Origin of the sequence: Paenibacillus sp. H1-7 (genome assembly GCF_022354825.1) — a bacterium.
Classification (GTDB): Bacteria; Bacillota; Bacilli; order Paenibacillales; family NBRC-103111; genus Paenibacillus_S.
In genome coordinates, this window is the sequence record NZ_CP031168.1 from 5,016,677 (window position 1) to 5,036,206 (window position 19,530).

Consider the following 19,530-nt stretch of genomic DNA (forward strand, 5'->3'; position numbering starts at 1 on the left):
ATGTAAGATTACAATGCTCAAATGATACCATCCTTGCTGTCTCAATAAAAGCCTCCGCTCCACTATTAGGCGAGCAAGAGGCTGTAGCTTGTGGCATAATATCGCTTTGATGATCTAACGATTGTAATTGCTTAATATGCTGCTATCCGTTATCCCATCTGCAGCACCAGCTTGCCCGACGTTTGCCGGCTTTCGAGCAGCCGATGCGCCTCGGCTGCCTGCTCCATCGGATAGATACCGTACATCTCCGAGCGTACATCCCCGTTCGCGAGCAGCTGCAGCGCTTCCCTCGCTGCCTTTCCCACCGCCTCCGGATCATATACGGCATATGCACCCAGGTTAAAACCGACGATATTCCTATTTTCCAGCCAAATCTCATTCGTGTCATGCATCAGCTTGCCGCCGCTGGCATTGCCCAAAGCGATCATTTGACCTAGCGGCTTCAGGAGCTCCAGACTGTGGTCCCTCGTCTCTCCGCCAACCGGGTCAAAAATAGCGTCGACTCCCTGTGCTCCCGCCAATCGTTTGGTTCCAATTGCAAAATCCGAGCGCAGCAGCAGCTCATCATACCCAAGCGAGGAAGCGAGCTTGATCTTGTCCGATGTGCCCACTGTTCCCAATACCATACCGGCACCGAACCGCTTGGCGACTTGCCCTAGAAAGCTGCCCAATCCTCCTGCAGCGGCATGAACCAGGACGGTGTCTCCTTCCTTCATCCGGCTCACATGCTTGACAGCCATATAGGCGGTAGTGAGGTTAACGATGGAGGCAGCCGCCTCGGCCATCTTCCATTCGCCTCCTAGTGTATCCAGCGGTACCGTAAGCTGCGGCGTTACTCTAGCCTGAGTCGCGTAACCTCCAAGCTCAAGGAGCTTCATAGATGCAACCGGCTGGCCGATCGTAAATCCCTGAACGCCCTCTCCTATAGAGCGGACATATCCGGACACCTCTAGGCCCGGGATCACCGGGAACGGAAACAACTCTGTAAACTCGCCCTTGCGGATCAGAATATCTACGAGCCCAATGCCAGCATACGCCACATCGATGATCATCTCCCCGTATCTTGGCGTAAGATCCGGCAGTTCCTTTAATTGCAGCACCTCGGCTCCGCCTGCTCTTTCAATAACAATCGATTTCATTTTGAATACCTCCCCATAGGATATCTACGAATTTATGTTACCAACGAAGGGCGGCTCCAAACAGGTTTCGATTATACGGGTATAAAAAGTAACAGGCTTCGCGAAGAATATCAATTTATCCTGAAAGGAAGCATTACCTATTGTGAAGGATCCATAAGGGCTGTATCGCTTGGACCGCCATATTCCCTACTCATTTAATAAGGTGGTCACCCTGCTCTGGATCAGCTTGGCTACTTCCTCCGCAGGCTTTTGACCGCTAAAGAACGATCTGGCTTCGTCTCCTATGATGGAAATTATACTCCCCTTCACCATCGAATAGTTATCCGCAGTGCTAAGAAGCTGTTTGAATTTAGTGAATTCTTCGTCCGATACCTTTGGTATTTTTCCGTCTGGCAGCTTGTATGTACCTTTTTTCACTTGTTCTTGAATATCGTTTAGTTGCTTCTCGTTCACAGACTTAAGCATGGAAAACCCTTCTCTCTCTTGCATGGACTGGATCTCTTCGGATAACAAGAAGGCAATCACCTTCCATGCCTCCTCTTTAACCGGAGATTTGGCTTGAATAGCGAGCTGGGATGTGGTGACAATCCGGGTCCCGCTTTTTTGTTCAGGCTTTTGCAGCAGCTTCGGGTTGGAGTAGAACTGATGTAAGCCGTTGATAACATCTGCCGGTGATTGCAAAACGGTAGAGTAGAACATTTGCTTGCCTACGTCAGCCGGTTCCGTGGTCATGACTTTATTATCATACATGCTTTTAATTTGCTGCATCGCTTCCAAAAATAAAGGAGAGTCGAACTTTGCCTTCTTCGCCGTTTGATCAACAAAATCCGCGTACTTATCCACGATCATCTCTTGAAGGAGTATTTCCGGCGGGTCATTAGCTAAGGCATAACGGCGTTCCTTGCCGCTTTCCCCCATTTTCTTCGATATCTCCGCAAACTGCTTCCAGGTCCAATTCTTATCGTCAACGTTTGTCTTCTGCAGAAGATCCCCATCTCCTACGAACGCCCGCAAGTTGAATCCGGATGGAATGCTATACAAACCGCCATTCATCTTCAACGCATCTATAATATTCATCTGCAACTCGCTCTTATTCAGTGTTGCATCTTGCTTCATGAGCTCATCCAGGTTCAGGAGAAGCTTTTTGCTCATATAATCGTCGATTGGCAAGCTGCTTATTTCGAAGATATCCGGGCCTCTGCCTGCCAAGAGCGCCGTATTCGTCGTCTTCTGGTATTTTTCATAATCTTCCGTGGATTGGATTTGCAGGTCGATGCCCGAATTTTTTTCTTCAAATTTTCTCTCTACAGCCTGGAAAAATGCGCTCGATCTTTGCAATGACAAAGTAACGACGGTCTTCCCCTCTCCTGATGCATTGCCCCCCTTGCGCTCCACTTCCTCACTGCCGCCAGAACGGCACGCAGTCGTTATCGTTATTAACATACCAATACATAGTATCCATTGAAACTTTCTCATTGAATAAATCCTCCTATCCATTTCTCATATACATATATCAAACTATTGCAGGCGAACCTGGTTTCCGTCTTGCAAAGGCTCACTGCTTTCCAGAACAATCATGTCATCCTCATAGATGCTATCGGATTGAATCATCGTTTCATAGCCATTCATTTCATAGGAGTGAATTCGGACCTTGCGGACAATAAAGACGTTGCCTATGGCTCCTCTCTGCTCGTCAATCTTATAAACAAACATGCCCTCACGATCCTGATGAAGAGCTTCATTGGAAAGGGTCAATCCCTCTTTGCGCGATCGTTTCTCGAGCTTGATCTGTACCTGTTCACCCCCTTTCAGTCCGGGATCAACGACCTTTACGCGAAGAATCTTTTGTGGAATGGCTACCGACTTTCCTATCCCTTCATTAGAAGAGCTCGCGGTTCGCGGTTCTGCATTCGCCACTTCGTCTAATGTGCCGTCGATTATACGGGATTGTTGTTCTTGCGCAGCGTGTACTTCGACCTCTACTTTCTCACCGGCCGAAATCGCAATGCTGGACAAACGGCTTGAATCGGCAACAAGCTCGAATCGATAACCAAGGCTGCTATTCGTCATAACAATATCAGGCTCACCTGCTGAGGCCAGACCTTGTGCGGAATTTACTTTCGTAATCACCCCATCGAAGGGAGCCGTCAGTTCCTTCTGGATCGATAGACGGTCTTTCAGATCGTTAATTTTACGTTCCTGCAACGCTAGATCAAGCTTTCTCGTTTCGAGATCGCGTCTTGCATTCCGAATCTTGAGCTCGTCCCCATCCATGGTTGACTGGATAAGCTGGTCTTGAATACTTTCAAGAGCGATTTTTTGCTTGTCTAGGCTGGTCATTTCATCTTCCAGTTCACGTTCGGCCGTTTTGCTGTCATAGATGATTAGTTGTTGCCCCTTCGTCACTAGATCACCTGCTTTAACGAGAATTTGTCGGGCCTTCCATCCGGCAGCATTCGATAGGTTAGCTTCATTGAGCGGTTGCAGGTTCCCGCTGCCTTCGATTGTGAATACAAGACTTCCCTTGGCCGGCTTTTCCGTTATCACTTTCGGCAAGGCTAACGACTGCAGCGTATTGCTGAATATCGTAAAAAACACTAATAATCCCATAAATACAATGAACACGACTTGAATGCTTTTTTTTCGCCTATGTTCAACCGGCTTCTTTTCCAACTCCATCTCCCCTTACACTTGCATGGTAGGCGACGGCATCGCGACACTACCCTTTGATGCCAGACAATTGAATACCTTCTATGAAGTAGGCTTCCGCATGTAGAAACAGCAGCACCATCGGAGCCATATAAATGACGGACGCAGCAAAAGCAACCCCCGGCTCAGCATTGATCCTGGACAAATAAACCGATAACGGCTGCTTGAACGGATCATCCAGAAAAACTATCGGCTGTTCCACCATGTTCCAGTAATCAACGAATAAGAGGAGAACAAGTGCAGCGAGACCCGGTTTAACCATCGGGAGCATGATCTCGAAGAAGATCCGCAAATGCCCGGCTCCATCCATTTTTCCCGCTTCAATGTAGTCATAGGGAATTTCCAGCATGAATTGTCTTAGCATGAACACGCCGAAAGCAGCGAAAATGCCTGGTAGTAGGATCGCGATCGGACTATTTAGGAGCCCAAGCCTATCCGCCATAATGTAATTCGGCACTAACGTCACTTGGAATGGCATGAGCATCGTCAAAACATACACGAGAAACAAGGATTCCCGCCCGCGAAATTTCAGCTTGGAAAATGCGTATGCTGCAAGAGATGCTACCAGGGTGTGTCCTGCGATGATCGGAACTACCATAAATACCGAATTCCAGAACATCGCGAGATATCTCGGACTGTCCACCAACACCTTACGATACTGCTCCAAGGTCACTTGATCCGGCAGCAATTTCAAATTCACGAAACGAGCGGCTTGGTTCATCTGCCCTATGGAGCCGTAATTGATGCTAATTTCTTGCTCTGTCATGAGCGAGTTTGTGAATGTAATCACAATTGGGAATAAGAACACTATGGCTATTGCGCCCAAGAAGAGCGTCAACACGCCTTTTTTCAATATTTTGGCATCAAGCACCTCCAACCTTCCCCCTATTCCATAAACTGACGATACCGGCGTTCAACCGCAAACAATCCAGTGACGATCAGAAGGATGCAGCCCGCCATCAAGATCGCCGCCGCAGTCAACTTCTGAATATCGAGCGATGTGAACATGTTGTTCATATAGTGCTGCAGCATGTAGATACTGTCATGCGGATAATCGCCGGCAATCAAATACGTTTCCCTAAATACTTTGAACGAATTAATGATCGACATAATGACTACGAAGAATATGGTGGATGTTAAGCAGACAATCGTAATACTGCCGAACTGCCGTAAACGACCTGCCCCTTCCACTTGAGCGGTGTCGTAATAATCTTTCGGGATTTGCTGCAGTCCCGCCAAGAATAAAATCACGTTATAGCCGATGTTCTTCCATAGATAGACGGCAATGATCACGATTCGAGCATGATCGGTCTTCATCCAATCCACTCGTTCGATACCGCTGCCGCTCATCCAGGCGTTCAAGGAACCATTCCAATCAAGCAAAATTTGCCAGACCAGCAGGGTCGAAGCTACAGGAACGACAAGCGGCAGCACATACGCAGTGCGCAGCCAATTTCGAAGGTATACATTCTGGTTCAGCAGCATCGCCAAGCTTAGCGACAGCACAAGCATAAGCGGGACACTAACAGCGCTAAAATAAAATGTGTTGGATGCCGCCTTCCGAAAGGAGTCGCTCGCCAGCAGCTCTCGGTAATTATCCAGTCCCACAAAATGGCCGTCCACCGTACTGTCCATGAAAGAATAGTACATTCCCATAGCGAACGGTATCAGGTAAAACAGCGCAAAGCCGATAACGCTCGGCGCGAGGAACATCCATGCCACCGAAGCATCCTTGCGGAGCCAGTTCTTCATGGTTGCCTACAACATCCTTTCCAAAAGCCAAAGTTCAAAGGCGTACTGTTACAATGATTCCATCCATATTGTTGCCGGAAATCTCATATTGGCGGTTGGCCGGCACTTTAATGGCGGTATTTTGGGATACCGGGTAATAGGCGACCTGATATTTTGTACCGTCAACGGTAAACGCAATGCTCTTCTCCTTCTTCAAGTAATCCAAATATTGCTCCAAGACAAATCGTTTCTCTTGCATAATGGCACTATGAGGCAGTCCGATATAGCGGTAATGCCACGGTTCATATTGGATCCCCGTAATCGCTGCTTTATCCTTCGGGTAGCGTAAGATAAAACCGTATTTCCACGCATTTTTATTCAGCCACTTTCCTTCAGGCGCTTGATTCATCTCCATTTGCGTAGAACCGATATCAAGGGATAACCCTAAATTATGTTCGCTGTAACCAGCAGGAAGAGCGTAATCCGAACCCATTTCTTGATAAAGCTGACTCTGCTCTTCCAGGCCGCGATAACCGCTAGTAATAGAGAAATGGCTGACTTTATCTTTTTGTGCAGCACCCACCATCTCTATAAATCGTTGCGCCACACTCTCCGATAATTGAATACGGTTGTCCAACAAACCATATCCCCTTATCAGCTGCTTATGCTGAGACAGCTTGATCACATCGGATTTGATTCCCTCTTTATGAACGGGATACTCCTTATTCACCAACAACAGATCACCTTGGTAAACCTGATCCTTTGTGATCGTTATCGTTTGTTGTTTTAGTTGTGATACCGCTTCTTGATCCTTTTCACGAGCTGGGTAGCCCTGCATGAGCTGTTCATTCTGTTCGAAGACGATACCCCCTGCCACCAAAAGTACGGCAAATAAAAATAGCCACTTCTTCATTTTCAGTCCTCCTCTTCTTACATTTAGACTAAGGAAAACTGTTAAAGAAAAAGCAGCGCAAAAATTAAAATTTTTCTAAAACCACAGGATCAGAGTTGTGTCCTTGAAAATAAAAAAACATCGTCCCTACCAGCTGACGATGTCAAGTAACCCCTATGTTACGCGGGCTCTACAGGTATGTTTTTTTGTGGCAGACGAACTTCAAATACCGTACGAACGAGATTGCTTTGAGCCGTAATGGTGCCGTGATGCTGCTCTACTATATTCTTTACTATGAACAAGCCAAGACCGGATCCCCCGTCTTTATGAGTTCGCGCCTTATCCCCGGTAAAAAACATGTCGAAGATATGCGGCAGCTCCTTCTGGGGAATACTGTCTCCATAATTGACTACTTGAATCACTACATCTTTTGCATCAGGATGGCATTGAATATCTATGAACTGGCCGTCTACTCCATAACGAATGGCATTCGTCAGAAGATTTTCAAATACGCGTGCCAGCAGTTCACCGTCACCCCAGACTATCATATGAGGGGTCATATTCAATCTGGCCGTTAAATTATTTTTCTCCAGCACAGGGAATAATTCTTCGGTTAATTGGATGAGAAGCTCGTTAAGATCGATCGTCGTTGTTTCCATGGTAAGTTTTCCGTAGTTCATACGGGTGATTTCGAACAGTTCGTCAATCAGCTTCTCCAGACGCTGGGCTTTGGTGAAAGCTATGCTTGTATAATGCTTCCTTTGGTCAATAGTCAGCTGATCGTCTTGAAGCATGAAATCCAAATAGCCTATAACAGATGTCAGCGGCGTTCGCAAATCATGAGCCAAATTCAAAACCAGCTGCTCCTTGCTGTTTTCCGCAAAATCTCCTCTTTGTATAGCCTGCTGCAATTTTTGGCTTGCCAGATTAATGTCTCTCGCTATATCCCCAAATTCATCATTGGAATGTAGACTTATACGACTGTTAAAATCACCGTTCGCAAGCTGGTTAATCCCGTTGGATATGACATGAAAATAAGCCGCATAACGCTTGGTGAACAGAAAGAACAGATAAAAGGAGACCGGGAAAAATATGATCAAAAAGAAATTCACATCCCCGATTTCTCGAATGAAAAAACGCAGTTTGGTAGATGGATCCTCAAACTTCGTCGTATGATAATAGAGCTGCAGGATTTTAAAGAGGATATAGGTAAATACAGCGGATAAAGACATACTCAAGCCGAATAGTAAAATCATTTTAAACCGAAAGCTTCGGATTACGTTATCCATTGAACGAATACCCCACCCCCCAGACGGTTTTAATCAGTTTGTTCTTATGCATGTCTTCTCCAAGCTTTTTCCGCAAGGTTCGGATATGTACCATTACCGTATTGCTGCCTTCATAGTATGCCTCTCCCCACACATGCTCAAAGATATTTTCCGTGCTGTACACCTTCTTGGGATAGCTGGCAAGCAAAAATAAAATGTCGAACTCTTTCGGAGTTAATTCAACAGGCTTGCCGTATAAGAACACGGTTCGCTCTTCAGGATTGATAATCAGCCCTCCAGCCTCCAAAGCAGGCTTACTCATCACTTGCATCGATTGATTGAACTGCATGGACCGTCTCAGCTGGGCGTTGACTCGTGCAACCAGCTCCATCGGATTGAACGGTTTGGTCACATAATCATCCGCTCCTCTCACCAGCCCTGCAATCTTATCGAGATCGGTAGCTTTAGCGCTTAAAAAAATGATAGGAAACGGATGTTTCTCTCGAATTTGCCTTGTTACTTCATAACCGTCCATTCTAGGCATCATAATATCTAAAATCGCCAAATCAATAGAGTGTGTATTAACAACCGAGATTGCTTCCTGACCGTCAGCCGCTTTGATACACTGGTAGCCTTCTTTCTTCAAATGCAGCTCAATTAGGTCGGCAATCTCCGCCTCATCATCAGCTATTAGAATCGTAATAGACTTCATACACTCTACCTCCGTAATACGTAGTATTACATATATTAAATCGTTTATTCCTAGTGATTCCGGCTAAGATTCGCTTGGCTTGGTGAATGAATTTGGTACAGCTACCTTAAACTTAGCACATAATCGGAACGCAATCCAACCGATCAAGCCCCCGCAGGAATTTAGAATAAGATCATCAACATCAAAAATTCCAATGGAAAATACGGTTTGCGCGCATTCCAAGCATAGACTTAAACCAAAAGAACACAGGAGCGCATCTACAAACGATAGCTTTCTTTTGTTTATAGATAATAGGCCAAGTAAAATACCGTAAGGGATGAAAATCACGATATTTCCTAACAGGTTATAGAGCAGATGGCTCGAAAATACGTGAAATGATTTGGATATTTCATGAAACGGAATCAGATTCCCTTCATTCAGCCGCGAGGCAATATAATGAGGGTTAGCCAAATTTCGTCTCAGCTGGCGATATAGAAATGGCACATCCATCGTGCCGAACTTAAATAATATCACTTTGAATAATCCGAACACATACAAGCCGAGCAGTGCTTGGATCACAATATCAAATAATAATCTCTTCTGCTTCATTCCTCATCCTCTACTTTCCTTAAGCTCAATCTCCAGTGAATGATAACCGAGACCACTTATTCACCCTATGTTAAGGATAACTATTTAAAAAGAAATGAGGCTAAATCTAAAATTTTCATTAAATTGATATTGTTCTGCCCGTTAGCACAAGACGGCTGCCGAATCCATCGCGGCAGCCGTGTCTTAGGTTATTATTTTTATTCTGAGAGATCGGTCACTGCACCTTTAGATGCAGAGGATACGAGTCTTGCATATTTGACTAGCACACCCGAAGAAGCTTTGAGCGGTGGTTTCACCCATGCACGTGCCCGAGCAGCCAGCTCCTCTTCGGATGCGTTAAACATAATCTGCTGGGTTTCACTGTCGATGGTTATTATGTCCCCGCTCCTTAGCAGCGCGATTGGACCGCCTACCTGTGCCTCGGGTGATACATGGCCGACTACGAATCCATGCGAGCCTCCAGAGAACCTGCCATCCGTAATAAGGGCGACTTCCCCGCCAAGCCCCTTACCTACAATCAGCGCAGTAACAGATAGCATCTCCGGCATACCCGGTCCGCCCTTTGGGCCACAGTAGCGAATAACCAGTACATCGCCTTTATGGATTTCATTTCTCAAAATGGCTTCGGTTGCGTCCTCTTCGCTGTCATATACCTTGGCCGGTCCGACAAAGCGCTGCTTCTTCATACCTGACATTTTGGCAACGGCGCCTTCAGGTGCAAGGTTACCTCTCAGTACAACCAAGGGTCCATTCGGCTTTAGCGGCTGATTCAATGGACGAATAATCTCTTGATCGTCCTGCAGCGGAGCTGCTTCGGCTAGATTCTCCGCCAAGGTTTTCCCTGTGACCGTCAGACAATCACCATGAAGAAGCCCCTCAGCGAGTAATAGCTTCATTACACCCGGAACACCGCCAATTTCGTTCAAATCCTGCATGACATGCCGGCCGCTTGGCTTCAGATCCGCCAAATGAGGAACACGCAGACGGATCCGCTCAAAATCGTCCAATGTTAAATCGACCTCTACCGAATGGGCAATGGCGAGCAAATGCAGGAATGCGTTTGTTGAACCACCCAAAGCCATAACAACCGTAATCGCATTTTCGAACGCTTTTTTCGTCATAATGTCTTTGGGATAGATCTCCTGTTCGAGCAACGATATAACTTGCTTGCCTGCTGCAGCACATTCGGCTCCTTTATCAGGTGAAATGGCTGGGGTTGATGAGGAGCCGGGCAGGCTCATCCCCATTGCTTCCGCCGCAGCAGCCATTGTATTTGCGGTATACATGCCGCCGCAGGAGCCTGGGCCCGGGCAAGCGCTGCATTCTACCTTATAGAGCTGTTCATCCGTAATTTTACCTTCATGATATTGACCGACTGCTTCGAAAGCCGAAACGATATCGACGTTTTTACCGTCAAGTTTCCCAGGCTGTATCGTGCCTCCGTACACATAAACGGAAGGAATATTCAGCCTCCCGATAGCCATCAGACAGGCAGGCGTGTTTTTGTCACATCCGCCTATCGCCACAAGACCGTCAAAGCGCTCGGCCCCTGCAACAATCTCAATAGAATCCGCAATGGCTTCCCTGCTTGGCAGCGAGAACAGCATTCCGTCATGCCCCATCGAGATGCCGTCTGAGACGGTAATCGTATTAAAAATTAATGGAGCGCCACTGTGGTCACGGACGCCTTGCTTGGCTTGAACAGCCAAATCATTGATGTGCATATTGCACGGGGTTACCTCACTCCAAGTGCTGGCTACGCCAATCATCGGCTTTTTGAAATCTTCATCTGTAAAACCAACAGCGCGCAGCATCGCTCTGTTCGGTACCCGATTCACACCTTCACTTATTACTTTGCTGCGAATACGGAGATCTTTTCCGTTCGACATTGTACATCTCTCCAGTCTCTTTAGAGTAATCCGTGCAGCTCCTGCATCGGACGGATGAAATTCTGCTTCATCATAGCCTGAGCGTTATCACTATCATTCTTCTCAAAAGCTGAAATGATTGATGCATGCTCATCGACTGAAGCCTGTGTCGCAGCCATCGGCTGCTTTAAGAACACATATTTAAAACGCCGGATATGAATTTGAAGCGAAGCGCTGAATGAAGCGATGTAAGGATTGTCCGACAGCTCTACAATGAGGTTATGGAACTGCTCATCTGCCTCCATGGCTTGATAAGCTTGACCGCTCTTAATGGAATTTGCAAAATCCAGATTAATCGCTCGGAGCTGTTCGATTTGCTCCGGAACAATAGACTTGGCGGTGATTTCGGCTGCTAAAGCCTGAAGGGCTGCCATCGTTGAATACATCTTGAAGATGTCGTCCTTCTCAATTTCTGTTACTTTGGTTTCTTTTCCAGGATGCGTGGTAACAAGCCCTTGTACTTCGAGCAGCTGAAAAGCTTCCCGAATCGGTGTGCGGCTTACGCCAAGCGATTCCGCCAATTCGGCGTCGATCAGTTTTTCCCCGGGTTGCAGCGTTCCATCGATTATCCATCTCTGAATTTGCGAGAAGGCCCTTTCTTTGGCGGACATCCGTGCTGGCGAGACAAAATTGGTAGGTACTGGCATGGTTATCATCCTCAATTCCATGTTTACTTATATGCAATATATCGCATACATATATTAATTGCAAGAGGTTTTATTGGAGACTGCTTCTGAGCAAAAAAATAAAGCCCCATCACATAGGTGGCTTGATTGGCGCTGCCTAATTCGAACCTCACTAACTGAGACGGATCTAGTACACCTGCTATCGGGTGAAACGGTTATTCCACATATTCGAGGCGTAATTTACTAATTAGACCACCACACAGTAATGAAAGCCACCGCGTTAACACGCGATGGCTTGTTAATAATACCTAACCCGTTCCTGACTATGAACACTCGTCGATCAACCGCTCTAAAAACTCCGAAAACATCGAAGATTCTACCATGATTTTTTTAATCCCGATATCAACGTGCTGTCGTACCTGCTTTTAATATAGCAGCTTCCGATCCGATATGCGTGCCGTGACCACATGACCGCCGGCATGATTGCGATGTCCGCATGCAACAGGATCCGGTCCGACATAGCCCGATTCTCTGCCCTCAATGCTGATCTTTCCCGGTTCCAGCGTTACGATAGCGTATAATGCGTCTTCATATGGCGCTGTATTGGCCAGCAATGGGTAAGCTTTCATGACTTCGTCTGAATAACGGGTAGCCGCATAGTCTTTGCCCATATAGAAGTAGGACATGCTGTTAATATGAATGAAGTAAATATCGTCAATCACCTTGACCCCGTCCAGATGATTATGACCGTTCAGACACGCAATCACTTTGCGGAACCCTGCCTGCTCATTCGCTTCTCGTAAAATCGCCCGCAGCTTATCGCTGTTTTTGATGCCATAGTTGAAATCGTTGTAGGGCGATTCCAGATTTTGATGACTGAACAGAATCGTCGTCTTGTTCGTTGCGGCCAAATCTTCCCGAAGCCATTCGAGCTGTTCTTCCGTCAAGTTGCTTATCGCATCGGGGTGCTTGTGATAGTTGCCATGCTCGTAATCGACGCAGCTTCCCTCCAGCAGCAAGTAGTTCGCATCCAGCACGACGAAATGGTAATCTCCACTGTCGAATGAATAGTAATTGCGCTCCATGCCTAAATATTCCATGATCGTCTTCTTGTCGCACTTGTCCATATCATGGTTGCCCAGCACATGGTATTTCGGGCCGGTGAACCGTTCCCATTGGGCGACAAACGGTTTATTTTGCGGGTAAGGGAAACAGAAATCTCCAAGCTGAATAATAAAATCGACGTTCTCTTCGTTCATTCGATCAATGAATTGCTGCAGCCGCTCTTCGGCCCGGTACATGAAATCTTGATGAATATCGGCCATAACGCCGAATTTGATCTTGTCGTTGCCCATAGGAATCGACTCCTTTTCTACTTTTACTCCTTCACTGAGCCGAGCACAATCCCGTGAATGAAATACCGCTGCAGGAACGGATAAATCATCAAGATCGGAATCATGCTGACCATCACCTTGGCGGCGTTCAGTCCTTGGTCGGACGTTTGCATAAGCGTCTTCAGCATCTCCGGATCCATATTGTCTATTTGCGCCGGCTGCAGCAAGAAGGTGTTGATATAGGTTTGCAGCGGCATGTTAGCAGGCGTATGGATTAACACCAATCCATCGAAAAAAGCGTTCCAATGCCCTACTACGCTAAGCAGCGTTACTGTAGCAATAGCTGGAAGGCCGAGCGGAAGATATAGGCGGAACAGCGTGTTCCACGGTCCCGCGCCGTCCATCATGGCAGCTTCGTCCAGCTCCTTCGGCAAGTTGCGGTAAAAATTCATCAGTAATATGACGTTGAATATCGGCACCGCACCGGGGAGAACGAGCGCCCAGATCGTATCGATCAAGCCGACAGAACGGATCGTAAGATACCACGGGATCAAGCCTCCGCTGAAAAGCATGGCGATCACAAGGCACCACATATATACGTTGCGTCCCTTAAATCTCCGCGGTGTCCTAGATAATGGAAAAGCCATCAATACTGTCATAATAAACTGGATTGTTCCGCCTAGCAAGACGCGTTTTATGTTTGAAGGCTTACGTGAAGCGGGAATTCGCCTGCCGCAGCAGATCGGTCCTCTTATGCGCCGGAAAACATGGCAAGGATCTGTGTTCTCATCCTATCGGGATAACCTAGAGTAATGCTGTAATATACGCAAGTAATGATGGCACCTGCACCAAGCCCCTGAAACACCCTCCCTGCGATTAACACTATCATATTCAGTGAAGCAGCCGCGATAACAATACCGATCACGAAACAAAGTATGGAAGCAATAAATGCTACAAAAACACCATTTTTGTTGATCCGCTGCCCCATAATCATAGTTCCTACGATTTGCGCCAGAAGAAACGCGCTGAATATCCAGCCGTACAAGTGAAGGCCATCTAATTGTTGGGCAAGACTCGGAGCGATCGTAGTGATCGCCAATCCTTCAAACGCCACAGTAGTGACGGCAAGTATGATTCCAATAGTCAATGCTCTGTAATTGGAGTCAAAGATCCCGACACTTTTTTGAGTTGTTTCCTATAGTATAATCTCTTTTATTATTGAATAATAGTCCTAACTATAATGGTCGCGACAAGTATATGACCTGCCTTTAATAAATTAATTGGAGTTAGTCTTAGCTACATTCTCCATAGGCAAATAAAGTTGTCTCGTCTATAATAGTGCAGCAAGTATATGACCTCCTTAACTTAATGATACCTAAGTAATCAAATGATGGCCGAACTTCACTGCTGATTATAAATCATTGACATTGTTATACATTACGTTCAGTACCCTTCGGAATGTATCAACTTCCTCTTCGGTTAAATTTTTAATGGTGTTCTTGTAAGCTTCGATGGAAGGAGCAAGAATTTGATCTTTCATATCACGGCCTTCAGGAGTCAAATAGACGCGCAAAGACCTTCGATCCGTTTCATGGGTCTCACGATAAATAAATCTCTTCTTCTCCAGCTTGAACAGCATTCGCGCAACGTTCGTCTGGTCCTTGTGCAGCCTTTCTGCAAGCTCCTTCTGGGTAATCCCTTCCTTTTCCCACAAAACTACGAGTATTTCCCACTGTTCTACAGTAATATTAAACGGATTGACCACTTTTTGATAATAGTTGTTAAGCCTTAGAGCTGCCCGCTGTACATTAACACCGATATATTTTTCTAATTCCATGGTTATCCCCACTTTTAGTTGACATGAATATAGTTGTTACGACCATTATAATCACACCGCTTTTCCAGAGTCAACTCCCCTAAATCTATTGAGGTATATAAAAATCCCCGTGGCACATAAGTACCCGGGGATCCATTAGTGATGACTAATTATTCAAAACGTACGACCTGTTTCTCATCCGCCGACCTAAGCGCACGCAAGCAGGCCTCCGTCACGTAAAACGAATCCTCGGCGCTCACCAAGCAGCGCCCTTCTCCTTTAATCTGCTGCACGAAATCGGCGAATATCTCGCCTTTCGGCACTAACGGCAGCTCCTGCACGCCATTGTGCCTTCCATTGATCAGCAGTACCTGCTGATCCCGGACCTCTAGCACGCCGGCCGTTCCGGCGATGCGGATCCGGTCGTCGCCGTGCGACGGTGCCTCGTTCGGCCGCAAATAGTCGATGCTGACTGACGCGCCGATTTCGCCTGACATCGTAAATTGGCACTGTGCCGTGAGCTCCAGCTCGCCATGCTCCTCATTGAATAGGGTCGAATGCGTGGCATAGACCGTTTCAAAGCGTTGGCCGCTGTACCAGCGTACCCAATCAATCGCATGGCTGCCGACCCAAGGAATTGTGCCGCCATAGGTGTCCCGCTTCGTGAAATGCTCGCCACGGCGACCGAGCCGATAGGACTTCTGTGCCTGAAGCAGCCGTACTTCCCCTACCGCCCCATCGCAAACCGCGTGCCATGCCGTCAAAAATGCCGGCTGATAACGGATGCCGAACATCGCAGCAAGATGTACGCCCTTCCCCTCTGCAGCGGCATACACCTCACGCAGCATAGCCAAGTCTTCCAGCGTCGTCGCGATCGGCTTTTCGACAAATACATGAATGCCTCGGCGCAGCGCCTCCGCTGTAATTCGGGCATGGTCGTGAAAGTAACATGCGACCGCCACGATATCCGGCTCAACTTCGTCCAGCAGCTTCAAGTAATCCTCATAAACGGCCGGCGAGTGACTTTCCTTTTGCGCTGTTTGGATAACCTTGTCCATTGTCTCGCCAGCGGAACCGACGGCCACAGCGGCCAACTTGACCTCAGGGAGCTGTCTCAAGCCGCTGAATACATAATTGATGTGCCCGGTCGCACCGATAATCGCTAATTTCATAAGCATAACACCCTTTCAATCATATCGAGTAGGATAAATGTAATGAGTGCGCCATGGCAGCTCTTCCTTCATTTCATAGACTTTCGTTAATCTTCTAAATATGACTACTCCCGTTTCTATATCTCATTGGTTAATTCCTGCCTGTTATGGGAAAAATAATAGAAAATTTCCTGCAAGGAGGAGACATCAATGCACACGATCTGGAAAGGCGCAATCAGTTTCGGATTGGTTAACATCCCTGTCAAGATGTATGCTGCCACAGAGGACAAGGACATCTCTATGCGTATGCTCCATAATGTTTGCGGGGGCCCTATTTCCTTTACGAGAACCTGCAAAAATTGTGATGTGCAAGTGCAAAATGAGGACATTGTACGAGGTTATGAATATCAGCCCGGTCACTTTGTAGTGTTTGAAAAAGACGAGCTGGAGGCGATCGGCGGGGAAAAATCACGAGAAATCAAGATTATTGATTTTGTTGATTTACACGACATAGACCCTATTTACTTTCAAAAAACATACTTTCTGGGCCCGGCCGAAACAGGAGTCAATGCGTACAATTTGCTGTTTAATGCGTTAAAAAATACAGGTAAAATCGGGATTGCCAATGTCGCATTACGCAGTAAAGGCAGCCTAGCCGCGATTCGATTAGTGGATAACTGCATCGCTATGGAAACAATCTTTTATCCTGACGAAATTCGATCTGCCGGAGATGTCCCTAATTTGACACCTGATGTAGAAGTGAGTCCTAAGGAGCTCCAAATGGCTGAAATGCTCATTGAACAGCTATCCACGGAATTTGATCCCAAAAAGTACGAAAACGAATATAGAGCCCGCGTATTGGATGCGATCAACAAGAAAGTGGAAGGAAAACAAATCACCGTCACGCCAGAGGCTCCGTCTACAAATGTCATCGATCTTATGGCAGCGCTGCAGGCGAGTATCGAACAGGCTTCAGATAACAATGCATCGCCCAAGAAGAAAACTACGAAAGCTAAGAAAGCTCCAAAGCCCGCATCTGGATAAATGCTCCTCCAAAACCATGAATTAACGCATGAATTAAGTGCCTGTTACTTGTTACAATTGCACCTAGAGGTGTTAATTCATGTTTTTACAACCAATGCTGTTAGAAGGCTACGAAGAACCGTTTGATGATAATGAATATATTTTTGAACCCAAAATCGAAGGTTACCGTCTCATCTACTCGCAGGTCAACCAAATCACTCATTTATACAGCCGATTTCATCGTGATGTAACCCGGTTTTTCCCGGAGATCTACCATATTCACATCGATGATGACATCGTATTGGATGGCGTGATTGCCAATGTTGATAAGCACAGCGGCCATATCGACTCGGATTGTATAAAGCAGCGCTTTTCGTTAAGAAACCACCAGGAGATTCAGAAGCAAAGCATACATAATCCATGTAATTACATCCTATTCGATATCTTGTTTTACAAAGGCAGAGATCTTAGAGGCTTGCCTTTAATGAAGAGACGGGAAATTCTTCGGCAGCTCGATCTGGGCAACCGGAATATAGGGTTCATCCCCTTTATTGAGAACAATGGGAGCAAGCTCTTTGAAGAAATCCGAAAGCGCGATATGCAAGGTATGGTCGCCAAGAAGAAAGATAGTCTGTATATCGGAGACCGGTCTGACGAATGGTTAAAAATCATGAATTGGCAGTACGATGATTTCTTCGTGACCGGTTATACATCCGATAGTACTAAAATTAGAATTTCTGCAGTGGACAAAGCTAGAGGATTTAGAGAATCCGGGTTTGTCTCATCCGGGCTTACCCTTGTAGATAAACTAACGCTTTTAGCAGCGTCTAAGCCGCTGATCCTTAAGGAGTCTGAAGATATAGTCTCATTATTGCCGGTAATAAAAGCTCGAATAAAGTTTCAAAAGTACTCAAAGGATGGCTTTTTGAGAGACCCTTCATTCGTACGGTTTCTTTAGCCTGCTTCATCTGCTCTTATTTGAAATATATAACGTTATACATAAGCATAAGCCCTCGGAACTCTAGGTCCCGGGGGTTTATGTTTTGCGGTTAGCGTGTATAGCAGCAAGACAACTGGTTAATAGTATATGGAGAAAATTTCCCTGAAAAAGTGACTGGGACGACAATACCATGGTTATTGGGGAGTTAAATCATCTCTAGAAAGGAAGAACGTCATGAATCCATCGGATCACAGCATATCGGAGCAAGGAGCATTCAATTTATTCAGTGAAGAAAGCGTGAAGAACCCCTTTCCCTTATTTGCACAAATGCGAGCTATGGGGTCGGTGATACCTATCCCAAATCCGATGGGCGGTACAGGTCAAGCCTGGATGATTCTGCGTATGGAGGAAGCGATGCAGGTGCTCAAAGACCATGCCCGCTTTACCGTAGATCCGACTACTATCGACGGCAACAACGACATCAGAGCCGGCCTTGCCGACAAGGCGGATCCGTCCGCTCCCCCTACCTTTTTCACCGGCAAATCCATGCTGTTTGTCGATGAACCCGATCATCGTCGGCTGCGGGTACTGGTGTCCAAAGCCTTTACCCCCAAGTTCATGGAGGGCTTACGCCCGCGCGTACAGGAGATTGCCGACGAATTGCTTGATCGGGTGCAAGCTCGTGGCGAGATGGACATTGTCAAAGACTACGCCTATCCTTTACCGATCAATGTCATCTCTGAAATGCTGGGAGTACCTCAAGCCGATCGGGAACAAATTCATGTATGGTCCGGTGCGCTCGCACGCGGTCTCGGTTTTGGCAAGCAAGAGCCAGAGGTTGCAGAGCATTTACGAGCCTTCGGCATGTACACGGCGAAGCTTGTGGCTGACAAACGGCAGCATCCCGCCGATGACTTGATCAGCCAGTTGATCGCCATCGAGGAAGAAGGGGATCGCCTGAACGAAGAGGAGCTGATCTCGATGATCTCTCTCTTGATCTTTGCCGGACATGAGACGACCTCGAATCTGATAGCCACCGGCACCTTGATGCTGCTGGATCATCCCGAACAGCTGGAGCGGCTTACTAAGGACCTTAGTCTTGTTCCCTCAGCGGTCGAAGAGCTTCTGCGCTTCAATGGTCCCGCCACAGCGTCAGGACCGCGTTTTGCCACGGAAGATACGGAACTCGCCGGACAGCGGATCAAGAAAGGTGATATGGTCATTCCTTTGCTGAAATCGGCCAATCGGGACGAACACCAGTTTAGCCAGCCGGAGGAGCTGGATATTACTCGCACCATGAACCGTCATCTCGCCTTCGGATACGGGATTCATATGTGCTTGGGGGCGCCGCTGGCTCGCGTGGAAGCTGACGTTGCCTTCACCACCCTGCTAAGGCGCATGCCCAATTTGAGACTTAGCATCCCCCGTGATAACGTAGCTTGGCACTTCGCATTATCTTCACAGGGGTTAGCGTCCCTTCCCGTTACTTTTTAGACGGGTACAATTCCTAGTAACGCATAACAGACCAGGCAGCAAAAATAGCCTTGGCCGTCTAACGGCTAAGGCTATTTGCATACTTGCGAATCGGAGGCGATTCTGTAGCGCCGAATCAGCCTCTGCAGCTTATTTTGCGCCTTTCACCAGCATATCGGTGATCAAATCGGCCTGCCCAA

Annotated in this window: 18 protein-coding genes and 1 pseudogene; 3 read left to right on the forward strand and 16 right to left on the reverse strand. The window is 46.9% G+C overall.

The genetic code is table 11. From position 1 onward, the window contains the following. Positions 1-149 precede the first annotated feature (149 nt). From DVH26_RS22120 to DVH26_RS22195, 16 genes and pseudogenes are all read right to left on the reverse strand, one after another. The gene (locus DVH26_RS22120) at positions 150-1,139 is read right to left on the reverse strand and encodes a quinone oxidoreductase family protein (RefSeq protein WP_239625457.1); all 990 of its coding nucleotides are present in this window, start codon (positions 1,137-1,139) and stop codon (positions 150-152) included. A gap of 186 nt (positions 1,140-1,325) precedes the next feature. After that, positions 1,326-2,615, reverse strand: coding sequence for an ABC transporter substrate-binding protein (locus tag DVH26_RS22125; RefSeq protein WP_239625459.1), 1,290 nt, complete (start codon positions 2,613-2,615; stop codon positions 1,326-1,328). A gap of 42 nt (positions 2,616-2,657) precedes the next feature. Next, positions 2,658-3,818, reverse strand: a complete 1,161-nt coding sequence (locus tag DVH26_RS22130) for an efflux RND transporter periplasmic adaptor subunit (protein ID WP_239625461.1) — start codon at positions 3,816-3,818, stop codon at positions 2,658-2,660. Between the two features lie 40 nt (positions 3,819-3,858). Beyond that, positions 3,859-4,719 carry a carbohydrate ABC transporter permease gene (locus tag DVH26_RS22135; protein WP_239625463.1) on the reverse strand — a complete coding sequence of 287 codons (861 nt, stop codon included), beginning with the start codon at positions 4,717-4,719 and terminating at the stop codon, positions 3,859-3,861. A gap of 14 nt (positions 4,720-4,733) precedes the next feature. Beyond that, entirely contained in the window at positions 4,734-5,600 is an 867-nt protein-coding gene (locus tag DVH26_RS22140) for a carbohydrate ABC transporter permease (protein WP_239625465.1), read from the reverse strand. A 34-nt stretch (positions 5,601-5,634) separates the two neighbouring features. Continuing rightward, the gene (gene vanY / locus DVH26_RS22145) at positions 5,635-6,492 is read right to left on the reverse strand and encodes a VanY-A/VanY-F/VanY-M family D-Ala-D-Ala carboxypeptidase (protein ID WP_239625467.1); all 858 of its coding nucleotides are present in this window, start codon (positions 6,490-6,492) and stop codon (positions 5,635-5,637) included. Between the two features lie 158 nt (positions 6,493-6,650). Further along, the gene (locus tag DVH26_RS22150; protein WP_239625469.1) at positions 6,651-7,760 is read right to left on the reverse strand and encodes a sensor histidine kinase; all 1,110 of its coding nucleotides are present in this window, start codon (positions 7,758-7,760) and stop codon (positions 6,651-6,653) included. Further along, positions 7,753-8,451, reverse strand: a complete 699-nt coding sequence (locus tag DVH26_RS22155; protein WP_239625472.1) for a response regulator transcription factor — start codon at positions 8,449-8,451, stop codon at positions 7,753-7,755. Before DVH26_RS22155 ends, DVH26_RS22150 begins: the two co-directional genes overlap by 8 nt. A gap of 63 nt (positions 8,452-8,514) precedes the next feature. Continuing rightward, complete coding sequence (locus DVH26_RS22160; protein WP_239625474.1) at positions 8,515-9,039, reverse strand: VanZ family protein; 525 nt, start codon at positions 9,037-9,039, stop codon at positions 8,515-8,517. A gap of 197 nt (positions 9,040-9,236) precedes the next feature. Then, positions 9,237-10,928 carry a dihydroxy-acid dehydratase gene (ilvD, locus tag DVH26_RS22165; protein WP_239625477.1) on the reverse strand — a complete coding sequence of 564 codons (1,692 nt, stop codon included), beginning with the start codon at positions 10,926-10,928 and terminating at the stop codon, positions 9,237-9,239. A gap of 20 nt (positions 10,929-10,948) precedes the next feature. Continuing rightward, positions 10,949-11,614, reverse strand: a complete 666-nt coding sequence (locus DVH26_RS22170) for a GntR family transcriptional regulator (protein WP_239625479.1) — start codon at positions 11,612-11,614, stop codon at positions 10,949-10,951. Positions 11,615-12,018: 404 nt separating this feature from the next. Next, on the reverse strand, positions 12,019-12,948 hold the full coding sequence (locus tag DVH26_RS22175; RefSeq protein WP_239625481.1) for a metallophosphoesterase family protein: 930 nt from the start codon (positions 12,946-12,948) through the stop codon (positions 12,019-12,021). Between the two features lie 23 nt (positions 12,949-12,971). Continuing rightward, complete coding sequence (locus DVH26_RS22180; RefSeq protein WP_345774009.1) at positions 12,972-13,586, reverse strand: carbohydrate ABC transporter permease; 615 nt, start codon at positions 13,584-13,586, stop codon at positions 12,972-12,974. Between the two features lie 95 nt (positions 13,587-13,681). Then, positions 13,682-14,098 (reverse strand): annotated as a pseudogene (locus DVH26_RS22185) (MFS transporter); the annotation flags it as partial. Positions 14,099-14,338: 240 nt separating this feature from the next. After that, positions 14,339-14,764, reverse strand: a complete 426-nt coding sequence (locus DVH26_RS22190; RefSeq protein ID WP_239625483.1) for a MarR family winged helix-turn-helix transcriptional regulator — start codon at positions 14,762-14,764, stop codon at positions 14,339-14,341. Between the two features lie 149 nt (positions 14,765-14,913). Then, complete coding sequence (locus DVH26_RS22195; RefSeq protein WP_239625485.1) at positions 14,914-15,915, reverse strand: Gfo/Idh/MocA family protein; 1,002 nt, start codon at positions 15,913-15,915, stop codon at positions 14,914-14,916. A gap of 189 nt (positions 15,916-16,104) precedes the next feature. Here DVH26_RS22195 and ku point away from each other — a divergent pair, with 189 nt between their 5' ends. The 3 genes from ku (at position 16,105) to DVH26_RS22210 (ending at position 19,351) form a co-directional block, all read left to right on the forward strand. Further along, positions 16,105-16,938 (forward strand): non-homologous end joining protein Ku, encoded by an 834-nt coding sequence (gene ku, locus DVH26_RS22200; protein ID WP_239625487.1) that lies wholly within the window; start codon positions 16,105-16,107, stop codon positions 16,936-16,938. 79 nt (positions 16,939-17,017) lie between these two features. Continuing rightward, the gene (locus DVH26_RS22205) at positions 17,018-17,875 is read left to right on the forward strand and encodes an ATP-dependent DNA ligase (protein WP_239625489.1); all 858 of its coding nucleotides are present in this window, start codon (positions 17,018-17,020) and stop codon (positions 17,873-17,875) included. A 216-nt stretch (positions 17,876-18,091) separates the two neighbouring features. After that, positions 18,092-19,351, forward strand: coding sequence for a cytochrome P450 family protein (locus DVH26_RS22210; RefSeq protein WP_239625491.1), 1,260 nt, complete (start codon positions 18,092-18,094; stop codon positions 19,349-19,351). Positions 19,352-19,530 lie beyond the last annotated feature (179 nt).

Coding starts and splice junctions, on each gene's coding strand:
- DVH26_RS22120 (WP_239625457.1), bottom strand. CDS start 1,139: ATGAAATCGATTGTTATTGAAAGAGCAGGCGGAGCCGAGGTGCTGCAA.
- DVH26_RS22125 (WP_239625459.1), bottom strand. CDS start 2,615: ATGAGAAAGTTTCAATGGATACTATGTATTGGTATGTTAATAACGATA.
- DVH26_RS22130 (WP_239625461.1), bottom strand. CDS start 3,818: ATGGAGTTGGAAAAGAAGCCGGTTGAACATAGGCGAAAAAAAAGCATT.
- DVH26_RS22140 (WP_239625465.1), bottom strand. CDS start 5,600: ATGAAGAACTGGCTCCGCAAGGATGCTTCGGTGGCATGGATGTTCCTC.
- vanY (WP_239625467.1), bottom strand. CDS start 6,492: ATGAAGAAGTGGCTATTTTTATTTGCCGTACTTTTGGTGGCAGGGGGT.
- DVH26_RS22150 (WP_239625469.1), bottom strand. CDS start 7,760: ATGGATAACGTAATCCGAAGCTTTCGGTTTAAAATGATTTTACTATTC.
- DVH26_RS22155 (WP_239625472.1), bottom strand. CDS start 8,451: ATGAAGTCTATTACGATTCTAATAGCTGATGATGAGGCGGAGATTGCC.
- DVH26_RS22160 (WP_239625474.1), bottom strand. CDS start 9,039: ATGAAGCAGAAGAGATTATTATTTGATATTGTGATCCAAGCACTGCTC.
- ilvD (WP_239625477.1), bottom strand. CDS start 10,928: ATGTCGAACGGAAAAGATCTCCGTATTCGCAGCAAAGTAATAAGTGAA.
- DVH26_RS22170 (WP_239625479.1), bottom strand. CDS start 11,614: ATGCCAGTACCTACCAATTTTGTCTCGCCAGCACGGATGTCCGCCAAA.
- DVH26_RS22175 (WP_239625481.1), bottom strand. CDS start 12,948: ATGGGCAACGACAAGATCAAATTCGGCGTTATGGCCGATATTCATCAA.
- DVH26_RS22180 (WP_345774009.1), bottom strand. CDS start 13,586: ATGACAGTATTGATGGCTTTTCCATTATCTAGGACACCGCGGAGATTT.
- DVH26_RS22190 (WP_239625483.1), bottom strand. CDS start 14,764: ATGGAATTAGAAAAATATATCGGTGTTAATGTACAGCGGGCAGCTCTA.
- DVH26_RS22195 (WP_239625485.1), bottom strand. CDS start 15,915: ATGAAATTAGCGATTATCGGTGCGACCGGGCACATCAATTATGTATTC.
- ku (WP_239625487.1), top strand. CDS start 16,105: ATGCACACGATCTGGAAAGGCGCAATCAGTTTCGGATTGGTTAACATC.
- DVH26_RS22205 (WP_239625489.1), top strand. CDS start 17,018: ATGTTTTTACAACCAATGCTGTTAGAAGGCTACGAAGAACCGTTTGAT.
- DVH26_RS22210 (WP_239625491.1), top strand. CDS start 18,092: ATGAATCCATCGGATCACAGCATATCGGAGCAAGGAGCATTCAATTTA.